Here is a 16,328-nt window from a genome sequence, read left to right as displayed (position 1 = left end):
GATCTTGACCCCGTCGATACCGGGTACCCGTTGTCAGCTGCCGGTCGCGGACTTCCAGGCGTCGACGTACGACGGAAGGTTCTTGTCGATGTCCCGCCAGTCGGGCTCGAAGATGTCGACACCGTCGATCAGCTTGGTGAGCTCGATGGCGTTGGCGTCGGTGGCCTTGACGTCCGTACGGGCGGAGAAGCCGAGAGGGGCTGCTCCAGCTTGGGGCCCGCGACGACCGTGCCGCGGCCCTGGCGGCCCAGCCGGCCCTCCAGGAGCAGTTCGCGCAGCGCCTGGCGCACGGTCTCGCGCGAGACCTCGTACCGCACGGCGAGATCGCGCTCCGTGGGCAGCAGTCCCCCTTCGCCCAACTCCTCGATCAGGAGGGAGACACGGGCCTTGACGGCGTAGTACTTGGGGATGCGTCCGTGCTCCGGGATGCCGGAGCGGACAGCGGCGCCGAGCGCCTGGTCGTTCGGGTAGTCCACCCGGGAATGCTCGCAGACGGATGTGAACGCTCAGCGCCGCCCGGCACGCAGCCGCCGGGAGGCCAGGACCAGCGCCCCGCTGCACAGCAGTACGGCACCGAGGGCGGCCCCGAGGCGGAGCAGAGAGCCGATGCCGGTCGTGGCGAGCTCGTCGAGGGTGACGGAGGCCCCGGAACCGTCGTCGTCCATAACGGCGAAGCGGTAGTCGCCGGACTCACCCACCCAGTCGCCGTCGTTGCCCTTCCGCTGCACGACCGCGGCGTTGACCGTGACCTGGTTGGGCGGGGTGTCGGGCGCGAGGGAGAGCCGGACCTTGACGGTGACCGACTTGCGGGCCGGGACGACGAAGCCGGGGAATCCACCGTCGAGGACGCCGACGACCTCGTCCTCGGCGGTCGTCTCGAGGGTGACGGGGCGCCAGAGGGCCGCGTTGTCGTCGTGGAACTCCAAGGTGATCCGCGCCGGGGTGAGACCGCGGTCGCGCCCACTGAAGATGATCACCGGGTGGATGCTGCGGCAGCTCTCGTCGGTGGTGTTGGCGAGGTCGACGGACCACTCCTGGAAGCCGCCGCCGGGGCGGTGGACGGTGGGGCCGCCGTGGATGCGGGTGTCGATGGGGAAGTCGGGGTCGGAGACCTTGCCGCAGGTGGGCTGCTGCTCTCCGGGCTTGTCGGCCGCGGGCTTGTCGGCCGCGGGCTTTCCGGCACCGGGTCCCGGCACCTGCGCGGCGGCGGTCCCGGGTGCCGCGGCCGACTGGGACACCGTGGCCGATTGAGGCGCCCCTGCTTGCTCAGGTGCCGCTGCCTGCTCAGGCGCCCCTGCTTGCTCGAGTGCCGCTGCCCGCTCAGGCGCCTCGGCAGGCTCGGCGAGCGTTTCGGCGGCGGCATGTGCGGTCACGGCGGCGGCCACCGCGGCCGAGCCGGTGAGCGCCGCGGGCGCGATCGTGGCTGCGGTGACTCCGACGGCGAGGGCATTGCGCAGTCGCATGGATGACCTTTGCTGCTCGGCTGCTCACGAACCGCCGGGGGATCACCCGGTCGTACTCCGAGACCCTGCCACGCGCGCGCGGTCGTACGCGGACGCCAGGGCCTGATGCGGCCGCACGGCCTCGCAATTTCGCCCTATCAGCCTATTTTCGGTGCGGCGGTGGACACTTCGGCGCGTCCGAAGACGGGCGCGAGGACCAGTTGCGCGGCGCCCTCCGCGACGACGTGTGCGCCGCCTTCGGCGAGGTCGACCGGGACGCGGACACGCTCGCCGACTCCCCGTACGAACGGCTCGGTGGCCGCGGCGACGACCCGGCCGCCGAGCAGCACCCGGTCGATGTCGAGCAGCTCGACAAGGTTCGCGGCGCCGGTGCCGAGGACGCGCGCGGCCAGGTCGAGATCGCCGCGGTCGACGGCCGCCAGGCAGAGCGCCTCGATACAGCCCCGCTTTCCGCACCCGCACTCGGGCCCGTCGAGCTGGATGACCTGATGCCCGAACTCCCCCGCGCCGGTGCGCGCGCCGCGGTAGAGAGCGCCGCCGAGCACGAGACCGGCGCCGAGTCCCGTACCCAGATGGAGATACGCGAAGGAGTCACCGGGCCCGCGCAGTGCGAGCCCGAGGGCGGCGGCATTGGTGTCCTTGTCAAGGACGACGGGCAACCCGAGCCGCGCGGCGAGCGCGTCACGGAGGGGAAACCCGTCCCACTGCGGAAACCCGGTGACGCGATGCGGAACACCGGTGGCGTGATCAAGCGGCCCGGGCATGGCCACGCCAACACCCAGCACGAGCGGCGGAACATCCCCGGGCCGGCGGGAGGCGACCGCGGGTGCTGCGGGTTCGCGCCCGGCAGTGGGTAGGGCGCCGGGCGTATCCGTGGCCCCGGCCCGCACGGCGGGCCCGGACCCGCGCGGGACGGCCGCAGGCGCCGCAGGCGCATGCTCGGCCGGGCCCACGGCCTGGGGCCCCGACCCCGTCGTTTCGCCCCGACGCGGCGAAGCCTGCGCCGCCGGCCCGGGGGGCTGGGCCGCCCCAAGTTTCGGGAAGGGGTGGGCGGCGGCCCCGGCCCCCGCCGACAGCGCCTCGACCTCCGTCGCCACCCGCTCCACGACCGCCTCCGCCCCCGCGCCCAGGTCCAGCGGCACCGTGCGGACCGCGACCGGAGCGCCCGCCAGGTCCAGCAGCACCACCGTCAGCTCGTCGCGGTCCAGGTGCAGCCCGACCGCGTGGCCCGCCGACGGGACCAGCCGCAGCACCGTGCCCGGTCTGCCGCCGGTCGACGCGCGGCGGCCCGCATCCACCGCCAGCCCCTCCTCGCGCAGCCGGGCCGTGATCTTGCTGACCGCCTGCGGGGTGAGCCCGGTGCGCTCGGCGAGCTCCATCCTGCTGATGCCGCTCTCACCCGCCGTACGCAGCAGGTCGAGCACCAGCGCCGCGTTATGACTGCGCAGCGCCAGCAGGTTCGCTCCCGCAGCTCCCGTAGCGCCCATAGCTCCCGTACTGCTCCTCACAGTCCTGTTCACGGACCCCATTGTCCCCTCCGCTTGCACTTTGGCAACACCGTTGCTTAAGTGGAATGCATGACTGGCACCGGCACCCGTACCCCCCTCCGCGTCGGACTCGTCGGCTACGGCCTGGCGGGCTCCGTCTTCCACGCCCCGCTGATCGCCGCGACCGAGGGTCTCGCCCTCGACACGATCGTCACCTCGAACCCGGAGCGGCGGGAGCAGGCCCGCGCCGAGTTCCCCGACGTACGCTTCGCGGCCTCGCCCGACGAGCTGTGGGAGCGGGCCGACGAGCTCGATCTGATCGTGATCGCCTCTCCCAACAAGACACATGTCCCGATCGCCACGGCCGCCCTCAAGGCCGGCCTCCCGGTCGTCGTCGACAAGCCCATCGCCGGCACCGCCGCCGAGGCGCGTGAACTCGCCGCCCTCGCCGAGGAGCGCGGTCTGCTGCTCTCCGTCTTCCAGAACCGCCGCTGGGACAACGACTTCCTCACTCTCAGGAAGCTGATCGCGGACGGCGAGCTCGGCGACGTACTGCGCTTCGAGTCGCGCTTCGAGCGCTGGCGCCCGCAGCTCAAGGGCGGCTGGCGCGAGTCGGGCGACCCGCAGGAGATCGGCGGTCTGCTGTACGACCTGGGCAGCCATGTCGTCGACCAGGCGCTGACCCTGTTCGGCCCGGTCGTGCGGGTGTACGCCGAGGCCGATGTCCGCCGCCCCGGCGCCGAAACCGACGACGACACGTTCATCGCGCTCACGCATGCGAACGGAGTCCGCTCCCATCTGCACGTCAGCGCCGTGACCGCGCAGCTCGGCCCGCGTTTCCGGGTGCTCGGCTCGACGGCGGGCTATGTGAAGTACGGCCTGGACCCGCAGGAGGCCGCCCTCCGCGAGGACAGGCGTCCCGACTCGGACGCGAGCTGGGGCGTCGAGCCCGAGTCGCTGTGGGGCCGCGTCGGCGCGGGCGAGTCCCCGCTGACCGGCGGCGGCCGCCCCGTCGAGACGGTTCCGGGCGACTACCCGGCGTACTACGCGGCCATCGCCACCGCCCTGCGCGAGGGCACGGCCCCGCCGGTCACCGCTCTTGAGGCGGCGGCCACGCTGGACGTCCTGGAGGCCGCGCGCCGCTCCGCCCGCGAGGGCATCACCGTGGAGGTCTCCGCATGACCGCCTCGCCCACCCCGTCCGCCTCGCCGATCCCCTCCGGCCCGGCCGCGCCCGCACCGCTCAGCGTCGACGAGCTCGTCGCCCAGGAGCACCGACTGACCCTGCGCCGGTTCACATACGAGGACGCCTGGATGCTCGGCAGCCTGCTCGTCGAGCTGGCCCGCGAGCGCCGGTCGCCGGTCGCGGTCGACATCCGGCGCGGAGCACAGCAACTCTTCCACTGCGCGCTGCCGGGCTCGAGCGCCGACAACGACGCATGGATCGACCGCAAGCGGCGGGTCGTCGAGCGGTACGGCCAGAGCTCGTTCCTGGTCGGCACCCGCCACCGCGCGAAGGGCACGACGTTCGAGGAGTCCTCGCGCCTCGACCCGGACGTGTACGCGGCCCACGGCGGCTCGTTCCCGATCACGGTCGAGGGCGTGGGCGTCATCGGCTCGGTCACGGTCTCGGGCCTGCCGCAGGCGGAGGACCACGCGATGGTGGTCGAGGCGCTGGAGCGTTTCATCGCGGCGTGAGGCGAGGGGGCAGGGGCCGCGGGGACACCCGTGGCCCCTGCCCCCGCGCCGTGGCGCGCGCAGACGATGCCCGGGCCACGCGGCGCGGGCGGACCCATCCCCCCAGCAGCCACCACAGGCAACGGCGACGCCGTCAAGCCGTGGTGAGGTGTCCCACACCCCGTCCGCCCAAGACCTGCGCAGACATCATGACATCGATGATGCGGTGATTGGGCTGAGGGTCGACGGTTGAGGGGCTGGGCGCCGGCGCGGTTGTCGCCGGAGGCGATCGTGGAGGCGGCAAGTGCGATCGCGTCGCGGGGCGGCCGGACGAGCTGACCGGACGCGCCCTGGGCGAGGGAGCTGGGGGTGGACTGTCCGCGGTATGGAGGCATTTCGCGGACAAGGACGCGCTGCTGCTGGCCGTCGGGGACCGGCTGCTGATGATGGCCGCCGTCCGCGGGTGCCGGACCGGCTGGAGCCGAGGCGGCGGCCGGAGGCACAGCATTGTGAAAATCCAGCGCCCGCCGGTGCTTGCCCTTGAGGAGACCGGTGGCACTGACGACCTCACGCACGGCCGTGATCAACCAGTTCGGCCGAGGCGAGCGAGCCGGCCGACGCCGGAAATAGGCCAGCAATGACGGATCACACGCCCTGTCGTGTAACCCAGCCCGCATGCGGCCTTCCACTGCAGCTCCTCGACCGTCTCGAAAATCGCCAGCCCGTGCAACACGTGAAGCGTGCCGGCAGCAGCCAGAATCTGCGGCGGCGTAGAAGGCCGCCCCATTGCCTGAAGGGATACATGTCCTCGGACGCAGTGCCGGGAACAGCTCGCCCTGGTGCTCGGCCAAGAACGCAAACACACCCGACCGTCTCTCCGCGCATTCCCCCATCACCGCATCAACAACTCTGGCCCCACCGCTGTTGCGGCGGGGCCAGAGCCCGACATCGTCATCAGTCTTCTAGGGCGACACCACTTCAGCCTCGGACGGACTTAGCGGAACGTCCAGGCAGACCATCTGACCTGCTTCGGAAAAGCCAAATACAGCCCTAGCGCTTCCAATGTTTTTCATGGGAGCGTGCAAGTTGAATTGAACTCTTATCCCGTTGGCGTACAGATGGACACTGGGTTCGTACCCGACCTCGGTAGCGCCGACCAGCAGAGGAACACCGGGCGTGTACTCGGGCATGGTCATTGAAACAGAGCGATCAACACGGACGCTGCCCCCTTCCACAAGAATGAACTCCAAGATCTCCCCATCGACAGGGGAAGTTTTGATCTCGACAGTCACCCCGCGTTCGGAAAGAACTACCGAATCAGGCTGGCTCAAGGTGGCCAAATACTTCGGCCATTGGAGCGTCAGCGGCACGTAGGGGTCCACAGAAACTTCCGGATCGGCAGGACTGTGGATCCCCTTCAGAACAAGCCCCACTGCCACTACACCCTTCTCGCGTGCTTCAGGACTGGATTTCCCGTCCCGCTCTTCGAAGGAACAATGATCAGTTCCCAACCCATGCTCATCACCTTGCGACCATACTGGAACCCATCGAAAGTCGCCGCGTCCACAGACCGCGCAAGGCTTGCGAGGAGATCTTCGGTCAAAAGATTCTTGGCGAAGCCCGAGCGCCGAATCTCCTCTTCGATGTGCTTTGTAGAATTCGGGTGAACCCAAACCTGACGTCCACCTGAGGTCGTCAGATTGAACGATTTCGGAAGGCTTGTGCCCGCGTAATTCCCTTGCGTGGCGGAAATTCTGGCAGCGACGGACTCAGTCGCCTGGGCACTCGTCGCGCCTGCTGCCCCAGCAGCTGGCATGCTGCCGCCAGCAGCTCCTCCCGTTGCGATGTCTGAGGCGGTAAGTGCGCAGCCGGCGGGGTTGGCTAGGCATACTGCTGTGATCTCCGGTCCGACCGCAGCGACCACTGGAGCCGCGACTACAGCGGCAAATACTCCGACAACAACACCGAGGACGACCTTCTGCCACGTCTCAAGCGGTGGTCGCTTGATCCAGTCGTCATCAATATTCGGATTGTAGTTTGGGTTGGTGCCCATTGCCCAGCCATGGAAGACGCGTTCCTTCTTTGGCTTTGGGCCAGCCTGGAGACTGGCATTGATGGCATAGCCCGACTTGCGGTTGTAAGACACATACGTGGTGAGGGTGTACGGCTGATCAGCGTAGGACACCTTCTTGGTGTTGGTTGCGCTCCAGCCCCAAGACCAGCTGCCGCCACCGTTGTAGGTCCAGGTCTCGTATTTGTTGTCACCGTCTTTGGTCTTGCCGACGACGCATGGGCCGGATCCGCCGCATGAGCCGTCGGGCCGGAGGCCAGTCGGGTCAGAGAGGGTGACGGGGGTGTTGTTGGCGTAGGCGTAGCCGTTGAGGGATTCATGGTCGCCGGGGGCGAGGACTGGGTCGACGCTGATGAAGCGGCCGGTCTCGGCGTCGTACTGGCGAGCGCCGATGTGTGTCAGCTGTGTGCCTGGGTCGTGGGTCTTCCCGAGGAATGCCTTGTCGTCAGGCCACGATTGGGGAGCGGTTCCGCGGGATTCGCCGAACGGTGCCGTGTAGCGGCGTGTGAGGGCCTGCGTCGTGGCGTCAACGGCGAGGGATGCCGTGTTGTGGTGGTCGGCCACCTTCCAGGACAGGCCCGCGTTTGTGCGGACGGCTGTGCCGTCGCCAGCTCCGTAGTAACGCTGGCCGGTGAATTTCTGTGTGCTGGGGTCGTAGTGGACTTCCTGGCCGCCGAGGTAGAGGACGGTCTCGGCGGGGCTGCTGCGGATGAGCAGGTCACCGCCTGCGCCGTAGAGGTACGTGGTTGTTTTGCCACCCTCGGTGAGGGTGGCAAGGCGGCCCTCAATGTCCCAGTCGAGGTCCTGGGGACCCTCGGGGCCCGGCCGGGTCTGGGTGTTTCCGCTTTCGTCGTACGTGTAGCTGCTGGTCTCGCCGGACGTGGTACGGCTGGTCAGCGTGTGCGGCTGACCCCCGCCATTGGCGGAAACGTTCGGGTAGGTGTAACTGGTCAGGGTGTCGCCGGACGTTTTGTGCTTGGTCTGTGTTTCACGCAGGCCGGATCCGGTGTAGGTCCAGCTGGTCCAGTACGGTGCGGGGCCGCCGAGCTTGTCGGCGGCTGGTTCTGCGGCGCATTTGCTGTCGGCGGGCGTCCAGGCGTGGCTCAGGCGACGATGCCCGTCGTAGGTGAAGCACTGGGCGTCGGAGGTGGCCTTGTCGATGACGGAGGTGACGTTGCCGCTGACGTCGTAGGTGTAGTCGACATCGCTGGTGTAGCCGGCGTTGGTGTCGTCGACGGTTCGCGAGTTGGCCAGGCGGCGTGTGCCGTCCTCATACCCGTTGAGGACCTGCATGTGCTTGGCGGTGGACGAGGTACCGAGCAGGGTCTCTTCGACGTCGCCGAGTGGGGAGTAGCCCACGGATCGGATGTAGTCGGTATCGCCACCTACCGCGGTGACCATGCCAAGGCCGTTGTGCGCGTAGGTGACGGTCTCTGCGGGCAGGCCGCCTGCCGCTGGTAGGCGGGTGCTCTGAGTGGTGCCGTCAGCGTTGAAGATCTGGTTCGTGGTGTACGTGCTGGGTGCGCCGGCGAGGACGAGGGGGTCGGTCGCCGCGAGCGTGGTCTTTGATTCGGTGGCGCGGTAGAGGCTGTCGTACTTGACTACCTGGCTCGAATAGACCTTGCTGCCGGTCTGCCCAAGGCCGCCGACGTAGCGGACGGCTGCGGCGGGCTTGCCCTTGCCATTGGAGACAGAGTCGTAGGTGAACTTGGTCAGCTGGTGGGCGTTGTCCTTGATGCCGTCCCAGGTTCCGGTCGTCCGACCGAGTACGTCGTAATCGAAGAGGATGGTCTTGTTGCGGACGTCAGTGATAGAGGCGATCTGGTCGGCGTCGTTGTAGGCCGTCGTGGTCTTGCCGGAGTCCGGGTCGGTCTTCTCTACCTGGCGGCCGCGTACGTCGTAGGTGTAGGTCCAGACCGACTGGTCTGGGCCGGTCATCGTGTTGACCTGGCCGGAGGGCCAGTACGTATAGGTGGTCTTGGTGTAGTTGTCGCCTTCTGGCTTGGGGCCTGCGTATTCACGGCGTTCGAGGGTCTGGCCCCTGCCGTTGGTGATGGTCAACGTGCCGGTTCCGCCAGCGGCGGCGGTAGTGGCGACCCGGTTGCCCAGGTGGGCGGTCTTGGTGCGCCACTTCTCCTGGTCGTAGATCCTGAAGATCGATTCGGTAGCGCGGCCGGCGCCGTCGAATACGGTCTCCGTGGATGCGGGGACGGAACCGGGCAGGGTGTTAACGAGCTGACCCTCGGGGGCATCGGCGTCGTGGACGTCGGTGTTCGTGATGGCCGGGAGGCCGCGGTCGTCGTAGAGGGTTTCGGCTATGACCCGGCCGCCGGAAGGCGAGGGGCCCTGCTTCTGCCGGGATCGCAGCAGTGAGTCGAAGATTTCGTAGCTGCTGTTGTAGGTCTTGCCGTCGGCCTTGAGGGTGCCGGTACGGACCCAGGACTCGTCCGTGTTGGAGACGCGGTACTCGTATTCGATACTTGCGGCGTCTGCCAGGGCACGGAGACGGTCAGGCTGCCAGACCTGCGCGACGCGGCCCAATGCGTCGAACGCGTACTCGGTGGTGCTGCCGTTGACGTCGACGCTCTTGCTGACCACGCCCCAGGCCGGATCGATCGTGCTCGTGACCGTGTAGCCCTTGGGATCGGTGACGACGTTGCCAGTCACCGGACCGTAGCCAGTGTCACTGGGGGTGTACTTCGTGGTGGTGGTGCGATTGAGGACGTCCGTGACGGAGGCGACGCGTCCGAGCGCGTCATAGGTGGTGGTGGCGACCGTCTGGTAGTCGGGCTTGCCTGAGGTGTAGCCCTTGACCCTGGCAGCGGATGTGGTGTTGCCCTTGATCGGGGCGGTTCCGACTGGCTGGTTGTCGTAGGCGGTGGTCGTGTCGGAGAGGGTGTCCTTGGGCAGCCCCGGGGTGGTGTCGCAGTCGACCGCGTAGGACTCCACTCGCGACGGGAGGTTGATCAGCCACGCTGCGGTGTTGGGAACGTAGGTGGTCTTAGTGCAGGATTCGTCGCCTGTGACCGCGTCGTCGCCGGCGTCGTCGACGGTGAGGGGGCTGCCGTAGGTGGTGTCGAACGTGGTGGTCGAGGATTTGCTCCGGTAGGAGCCGTCCGGCTGGCGTTCACGGGCGTGGACGGTGGCGGTGTTGACGAACCAGGCCTCGGTGGCACCCCAGGTGTAGGCGTGTGTGGCGGTGCGGTGGGACCAGGGGTCGTTGATGGTGGTGCCGACGACGTCATCGCCGTTGTACGTGGTGGTTTCGCGGAGGAAGCCGGCGTACTGGCGGGAGTCCTCGATGGCCTGTGGAGTCGGTTGTCTTCTCGTCGCGCGGGGTTCCGTCGTTCTCCTTCTCTCCGTCCAGACCGCGCATAAACAGGTCGGTCTTCTTGCTCCGCGGGCCGCTGGTGTCGCCGACGGTGGTGGTGACCTTGGCGTAGCCGCGCCACTGGGACCATGTTCGGTATTTGTCCTTGGTCAGGCCTTCATCGTCGTTGTAGCCCCAGCCTGCGCCTCGGTCGTTGACGCCGTAGCTGTTGTAGGTCTCGATGGTGCGGCCGGCGCCGGTCGGGTCGTCCTGGAAGACGGATTCGACGACGTACTTGTGGAACCAGTCGAGTGTGGGTTCGCCGCCATCGCTGGCCCAGTAGACGGGGTAGCAGCGCAGGTCGTTCCTGTCCTCCGAGGCGGGCATCAGGGTGCCGCGGATGCACTGCACGTCGGAGTAGTTGACGGTGATGACCGAGCCGGTCTCGGACTTGATGGTCCGCACACGCCACTTGATGAAGGGTGCGATGTCGTCGTTGGGGTGGTCGACACGGTTGGACTTCTGGATGCCGCCGAAGGTCACCTTGGGCAGCGCGATTGCAGTGCCTGCCTTGCCGGTGTTCTGAATGGACTCCAGCCACAGGGCCGGCTGGCTGACGTCACCGGCACTGGGGAAAGAATGTTCCAGGCGCCAGCCGTCTACGGAGCGGAAGTCGGCTTCGGTGCCGATTCCGGTGCCGGTGCCTTTCCAGACGGAGGTGGTGACGTCGGTGAGGCGCTTGCGGGTGAAGAAGGAGGGACTGACCTGCAGCGGGCATGCTTTGCCGTCGGCGCAGATCTGGTCGAAGGGTACGTCGGGCCAGTTCTTCTTGGTGGTTTCGGTCAGGCTGCTGCAGCCGTTGGTGACGATGCATCGTTCGGTGTAGGTGAAGGAGACGCGCTGGGATGCGGGCTTGCTGAAGAGGCTGGTGCCACGCTGGCCGTATTCGATGCGCTCGAGGTAGCCGCCGCGAATGTAGGGGGTGCTGGTGCCAGTGGTGGCGTTCTTGGCGTAGTTGTTGGTCTCCTTGGCGTACCAGTAGCTGCTGGCGTTGCCGTGCGCGTCCGCGACGTAGTCGAGGTTCCAGCGCCAAGCCTGAGTGCAGTATGAGCTGGCGAAGGTGGAGGCGTTGCAGGGCTCGCCCGGGTCGTCGCCGAAGACGGGGGCGGTCCAGACGGAGTTGGTGACGCGGTCGTCGGCGGCAGTGCCGTTGTCGCTCCATCCGGGCAGCTTGTGCTGGCCGAAGAAGTACTGCGTGCCGTCGCCGGTAGTGACCTTCCAGTACTCGCCGTTGGCGTCGCCGTTGCCCAAGGCCGTGTTCGTCAGGCGCTCGACTCGGGATGCGTCGTCGCCTTTGAGGCGCCAGTTAGTGGAGGCATTCTGGGACTTTTCGTCGGTTCGGCAGGCGGACGCCGTAGCACAGGCTTTGACGAGTTCGCTGGCCTTGCCGTTCAGGACGAGGGTGGCGTTGTCGTACTTCCAGCACAGATCGCCCTTGCCGGCTTGGCCGTCGTCCTTGCAGGAGCCGTACTTGCGCTCCACGTAGGACTCGGTGACGGAGAACCCTTCTCCGACGACCGAGGTCTGGTTGTTCTCCGAGGCGGTGCGTCCGTCGACGCTGCTGGAGTCGTAGCTGATGTTCAGGTGTGGTTCAGGTCCTGCGGTGGCCGGGGGCACTCGCAGCGGGTAGTTCCAGGTGAAGCTGCCGGTACTGCCCCCGCTGTCCCATGAGGCGGACTGCGACAGGCTGGTCGCGCTGAAGTCACCGCCAGCGGATTCGGCGCCTGCCGCGGCGGCGAATACCATCGCCCGTGCGCTGGGCTGCGTGCTGGCGGGGGCGGTGGAGACTTCGGCGGTGAGCTGTCGTTCCTCGGTGCTGTTGGTCGAGCGCAGGTCTTGCGGCTTGCGGCAGACCGGCTTGCTCGGCGTGGTCAGCACGCAAGCGGGGAGCTGGACGAGCTTGAGGCGGGCTCCGTAGGAGCCGCCGTAGGCGGAGGCGAACGAGGCGTAGTCGAGGGAGACCTGCAGCTTGCCCGCGTCGGTGGTCTGCCCGTTGGGGTGCAGGGTGAACAGGAGGCCATTGAGGCCGGCCTTCTGGGCCGCATCACGACCCAGCAGCTCCACCTTCGCCACGCTGGGTGACGGGCTGCCCTTGGCTGGCTTCGCCCGGACTGTCTTGTCGTTGCCCTTGCCCGCGGCAGCAAGGGTCTTGACCGTGATTGGGAGATCACCGGCCTTCACAGGCTTACCGCCCACAGAAGGCAAAGTGATGCTCGCGCTGGCAGCCTTGGGCCAGTGGGTGCTCTGCAGGCGCCTCAAAGTGTCGGCTTCGGCGGGCCGGGCCTTGTCCGCGGGAGCCTTGGACTTCTTCACCTTGAAGGGCAGAACCTTGTCGATTCTGTCCTTGGGCGGCTTGGGAAAGTCCTTACGGCCGGCCGCTGCTGCCGACGTTGTTGTGAAGTCGAAGCCTGTTGGTATGGCCACCTGCGGTAGACACACCAGCGCGACGACCAAGGCGCCACGCGCGATCCAGCGCCGAGCTCCCGCAGCGTGTCGGCCGCGGTTGGGGGGAATCACGATTCTTGAGTTCCTTGCCTGTCGGGCGAGCACCCTCTTCAAAGGGGCCGCGTCAAGAGGGCTGAGGAGAGCCCGGCCCGCACGGCGGCCGGGCTCCCATGAGTCAGCAAAAGAAGGCAGTGAGGTCTGAGGCTGCTACTGCTCGGCGTAGTACAGGTCGCCGACCGAGCCTTCGTCCATGGCACCCGCCCAGACACGGACGCCGGCTACCCAGCCAGGGAAGTAGTTCTGCGCCAGGCTGTCCTTCCACGTCCGGCCAATGTTGAGCTTGGCCGTCGCCTGCCAGGGCGTTTCAAAGACTTCGCCGTCTTCGTCGCTGAAGCGCTGCGCGTTGACGTAGAGGAACAGTGCGCCCTGGCGCATTTCGCCGTCGTCGTCCTTGGCCTGCTGCTGAGCGTCGTAGACGGCCGTCAGGCGCACCCACTCGTCCTTGGGTGCCGCGTTGGACTCAACCGTCGTCATGGTCGGGCTCGCTGCGTCCTTGTTAGTGCGGCCGAACTTCCAGCGGCCGACACTGCTTCCGGCGGGCTGCTCGTACCAAAGGCTCCAGGAGGACTGGGTCGTGCCGGGTGTTCCCAGGACGTGGACCGTGTGGGCCTTGGAGATGTCGGAGAGCTTGTTGCCGTCGATGCGGGCCCAAACGGTTGCTGTGAAGGATCCGGTTTCGTCGACGACGGGGCCCGGGCCGGCGGCGCTACTGGCGCTTCCGCTCAGGGCCATGACCTGGCGGGAGGGGACGCTCGGGTCGATTTCCTGGTCGATCAGCGATTGAGGGTCGGTGGCGAGCGTTGCCCCGTTCAGTGTCATCGCGCGGCCGTAGACGGAGCCGTCGGCGATCGTGGTTCCCGTGGCCTTGGTGGTGTCTGTCGCGTCCCAGTCACCGACATTGGCCGCAATCGGGGCGCCAGCCGTGCCGTCGCTGTCGTCGGTGTCCTCAAGACGCGCGTGTGCGACGGCCTCGGCCTCGCTCAGGGACCGAGACCAGATATGGATGTCGTCGACGTCACCAGCGAAGGGCTCGACGTAGCCAGTGCTGGTGTGAAAGCGGCCCACCTGCATGGGGCCGGTGGCCTTCCAAGGGGTGCTGAAGGCAACGGGTGCGCCCTGAGCACGGCCGTTGACGTAGAGCTGCACCGCCTGTGCTCCGGCATCGTAGACACCGGTCAGCTGAGTCCACACATTGAGCGTGGGAGGCGAATCTGAGAGGGAGCGTGCCGCCGGCGGCGCGGCGATGTCGCTGGCGTAGCGGCTGAAAGCCCACTTCTTCGCACTGTTGGAGTAGTGCAGGGCGTACCCCGACAGAGTCGTCGCTTCCTGGGACAGAACCGTCTGGCTGCGGGAGGTATCGCTGATCTTCACCCACGCAGAGACGGCGAACGACTTGGAGGTGTCGAGGGTCGCGGTGCTGGTCGCCGCATACGCAGTGGTGCCGTTCAGCCTCAGCGCGTGTGAGCCTGCGCGGGCAGTTGATGTGTAGGCGGCGGACCCGGCGGGCGTCAGCGTGTGCTCCGTGGCGATCGTGGTGTCCGTGCCGGAGTTGTCCAGGTGCCAAACGCCGGACGGTGCCTCGGCGCCCGCGACCCGGAACCGGTACTCGCCTTCCAGCGAGGAGTGGCCGGCGGCGTCGTAACCCCAAACTCGGATGACGTTCTCACCCGGCTGATCGGGCGTGATGTCGACATCCTTGGCCGTACCGACCGGCACCGTGATCGGGGCCGAGATGGCGTTGCTGTTCAGCCGGTATCGGTAGGACACAACGTCCGAGTCAATGGCGGGGGTCGCCGGGTTGGCGTCTCCCGGAGTGAAGGTGAACGTGCCCTTCACGCCTACACCGCCCGAAGCCGGGTGAGTCGCGGAAGGCTGGTAGAGGTCGGGGGCCTTGCTGGTGATCAGCGGCTCGGGCGGGCTGTCGGTGTCGATCTTGAAGTAGCACCACGTCGACCAGCCCGAGATCAGGGAACCGGTGACTCCTCGGTCGGTCTTGTAGTACGCCTCACTCCGGGCACGCATCTTGTAGAGCGTCTGAGGGGCAAGTGCGATGCTGTCCGCACCGCGAATCGAGGGCGCTGCCCATGTGGTACTCGGTGAACTGACACCCCACGTCTTGGCAGTCGCGCCGTTCTTCCACACCTCGAACTGGGCCCGCAGCTGGGCCTGGGACCCATCCGGCGAATTCACGGGGGCCAGCACCTGTGGCGTGGTATCGCTGGTGACAAACGGTGCCGTAGCCGTGCCGCACTTGGTGCCCGTGGTGCCCTGACGTATACCCAGAGAAGTCCCAGAAGGCGTGGTCGGAGGCGATACGTAGGTGACCGACAGCTTCGCGTCGTCGCGGAATCGGGCCCAAGACGCGGTCGACGACTCATCGTGCGCCGTCAAAGACATCGTGATCTGCGACTTCTTCTCGTCGACCAACCTCTGCACGGTCGGCGTGAGGTTCTCGTTCGCCTCGTCCGGATCCTTGACATTGTCGCTGAACTCGACCCAGTTCGCCGGCTGCGACGGCGAGCAAAGCGAACCACGCCCGTTGGACACACTGCGGTCGCCCAGCAGATCAATCGCCTTCGGCTGCGTACCCCACGTGGTCGTGGACGACACGCCGCTGCCTCTGTCCTCGACCAGGTTCAGGTCATACCAACGTGGAGTGCACGTGAACGTCCACGTCTGGTAGGCCGAGAACGTCGCATCAACGATCTTCTTCCCGTGCAGGGACGCGAGCGGGTACTCGAAGAACAGCCGCTGCGTGTAGGCACTGTAGGAGCACAGATATCCGGCGTAGTCCTTGCAGTAGCCGGCGCCCTTGTCTCCCTTGAACTCCCAGAACTTGTCACCGTCTGAAGACAGGGCTGTCCAGTCCGAGCGCACGAGTCCCGACACGGGCGGGTCGACATAGACCGGGAAAACGGTGTCCTTCGATCGCAGGAGCTTCAGGTCGGGGGCAATCTCCAGGCTCCCGGGTCCTGCAATCTTCACGGGAAGGACAGCGGTCTTGTCGCCGCTACTCGGGCCTGCGGAGGCGTCCTCAGGATTGGCAGGGTTGTCAGGGTTGGGAGAGGGTTCTTCGGCCGAGGCCGCCACGCGAGTAACCGTTCTGGAGGCACGGGACTCGGAGGCTGCAGGAGTATCCCCGGTCGAGTCCCACATGTGACCGGCCGGCGCCTCGAAAACCTTGGCCCCGTTGTCATCGACGAAGCGCAGCCCGCCGCCCTCGCCGGGCAGCATGCGTACGCCGGTAGCCGTCACCGACATCCGCAGCCGTTCGAGTTCCGGGTTGACGGCTGCATCAGGCGTCTTGACAACGAGGACTTGAGTGAAGCCGGTACTCGTGGCGGTGAGCAGCAGGTCGACGTCTGGTAGTACCTCGGCGTATGTGGCCTCGTCACCGTCGAGCTTCGGCTCGGGCAGCGGACCCGGCCAACCCAACTGCAGGGTCTTACCGTCCTTCTCAAGGTTGACCATGCCGCTGCCGACGCCGCCGCCGGAGAACGACACACCAGTGGCCGTCGACTTCGCTCGGACGCGGCCGTTTCCGGTGTGCTCGAGGCTTGTGTCGATCCCAGCCCACGAACCGTCACCCTTCCGGACACGTACTGGAGCCGCACTCGTCGTCTGGGTGAACGTGCCATCCGGGTTCGCAAAGAGCTGCACGATCTCACTGCGACGCTCGACGACTTCGGCGCGCTCCCCCGTCTCCACAGCCCGTTCAGCCGCCTCCGACTCCGGAGTCTGCTCAGACGCCACCAC

8 protein-coding genes and 2 pseudogenes are annotated in these 16,328 nt (G+C 67.3%); 2 read left to right on the top strand and 8 right to left on the bottom strand.

The annotated features are described in order from the left end of the window. Nucleotides 1-33: 33 nt before the first annotated feature. From ACFWDI_RS23575 to ACFWDI_RS23560, 4 genes and pseudogenes are all read right to left on the bottom strand, one after another. A pseudogene (locus tag ACFWDI_RS23575) lies at nucleotides 34-192 on the bottom strand (2-aminoethylphosphonate ABC transporter substrate-binding protein); the annotation flags it as partial. Beyond that, nucleotides 192-476, bottom strand: a pseudogene (locus ACFWDI_RS23570) (GntR family transcriptional regulator); the annotation flags it as partial. The pseudogenes ACFWDI_RS23570 and ACFWDI_RS23575, both read right to left, overlap by 1 nt. Before the next feature lie 30 nt (nucleotides 477-506). After that, complete coding sequence (locus tag ACFWDI_RS23565; protein WP_385306575.1) at nucleotides 507-1,463, bottom strand: hypothetical protein; 957 nt, start codon at nucleotides 1,461-1,463, stop codon at nucleotides 507-509. Between the two features lie 137 nt (nucleotides 1,464-1,600). Beyond that, on the bottom strand, nucleotides 1,601-2,950 hold the full coding sequence (locus ACFWDI_RS23560) for an ROK family protein (protein WP_385306573.1): 1,350 nt from the start codon (nucleotides 2,948-2,950) through the stop codon (nucleotides 1,601-1,603). A 90-nt stretch (nucleotides 2,951-3,040) separates the two neighbouring features. On the opposite strand from ACFWDI_RS23560, the gene ACFWDI_RS23555 reads away from it, so the two are divergent. Continuing rightward, on the top strand, nucleotides 3,041-4,132 hold the full coding sequence (locus ACFWDI_RS23555; RefSeq protein ID WP_385306571.1) for a Gfo/Idh/MocA family oxidoreductase: 1,092 nt from the start codon (nucleotides 3,041-3,043) through the stop codon (nucleotides 4,130-4,132). Next, the gene (locus tag ACFWDI_RS23550) at nucleotides 4,129-4,647 is read left to right on the top strand and encodes a heme-degrading domain-containing protein (protein ID WP_385306569.1); all 519 of its coding nucleotides are present in this window, start codon (nucleotides 4,129-4,131) and stop codon (nucleotides 4,645-4,647) included. Before ACFWDI_RS23555 ends, ACFWDI_RS23550 begins: the two co-directional genes overlap by 4 nt. Nucleotides 4,648-5,588: 941 nt before the next feature. Here the strand turns inward: ACFWDI_RS23550 and ACFWDI_RS23545 are convergent. The 4 genes from ACFWDI_RS23545 to ACFWDI_RS23530 all read right to left on the bottom strand — a co-directional run bounded on the left by ACFWDI_RS23545 (nucleotide 5,589) and on the right by ACFWDI_RS23530 (nucleotide 16,325). Further along, on the bottom strand, nucleotides 5,589-6,059 hold the full coding sequence (locus tag ACFWDI_RS23545; protein WP_385306567.1) for a hypothetical protein: 471 nt from the start codon (nucleotides 6,057-6,059) through the stop codon (nucleotides 5,589-5,591). A gap of 5 nt (nucleotides 6,060-6,064) precedes the next feature. Further along, entirely contained in the window at nucleotides 6,065-9,646 is a 3,582-nt protein-coding gene (locus ACFWDI_RS23540; RefSeq protein WP_385306565.1) for an RHS repeat domain-containing protein, read from the bottom strand. Between the two features lie 292 nt (nucleotides 9,647-9,938). Beyond that, on the bottom strand, nucleotides 9,939-12,491 hold the full coding sequence (locus tag ACFWDI_RS23535; protein ID WP_385306563.1) for a hypothetical protein: 2,553 nt from the start codon (nucleotides 12,489-12,491) through the stop codon (nucleotides 9,939-9,941). 228 nt (nucleotides 12,492-12,719) lie between these two features. Then, on the bottom strand, nucleotides 12,720-16,325 hold the full coding sequence (locus ACFWDI_RS23530; RefSeq protein ID WP_385306561.1) for a LamG domain-containing protein: 3,606 nt from the start codon (nucleotides 16,323-16,325) through the stop codon (nucleotides 12,720-12,722). Between the last annotated feature and the right edge of the window lie 3 nt (nucleotides 16,326-16,328).

Source organism: Streptomyces sp. NPDC060064 (assembly GCF_042736455.1).
Taxonomy (GTDB): domain Bacteria; phylum Actinomycetota; class Actinomycetes; order Streptomycetales; family Streptomycetaceae; genus Streptomyces.
The sequence above is the reverse complement of the archived record's forward strand: the minus strand, read 5'-3'. Positions and strand labels throughout refer to the sequence as shown.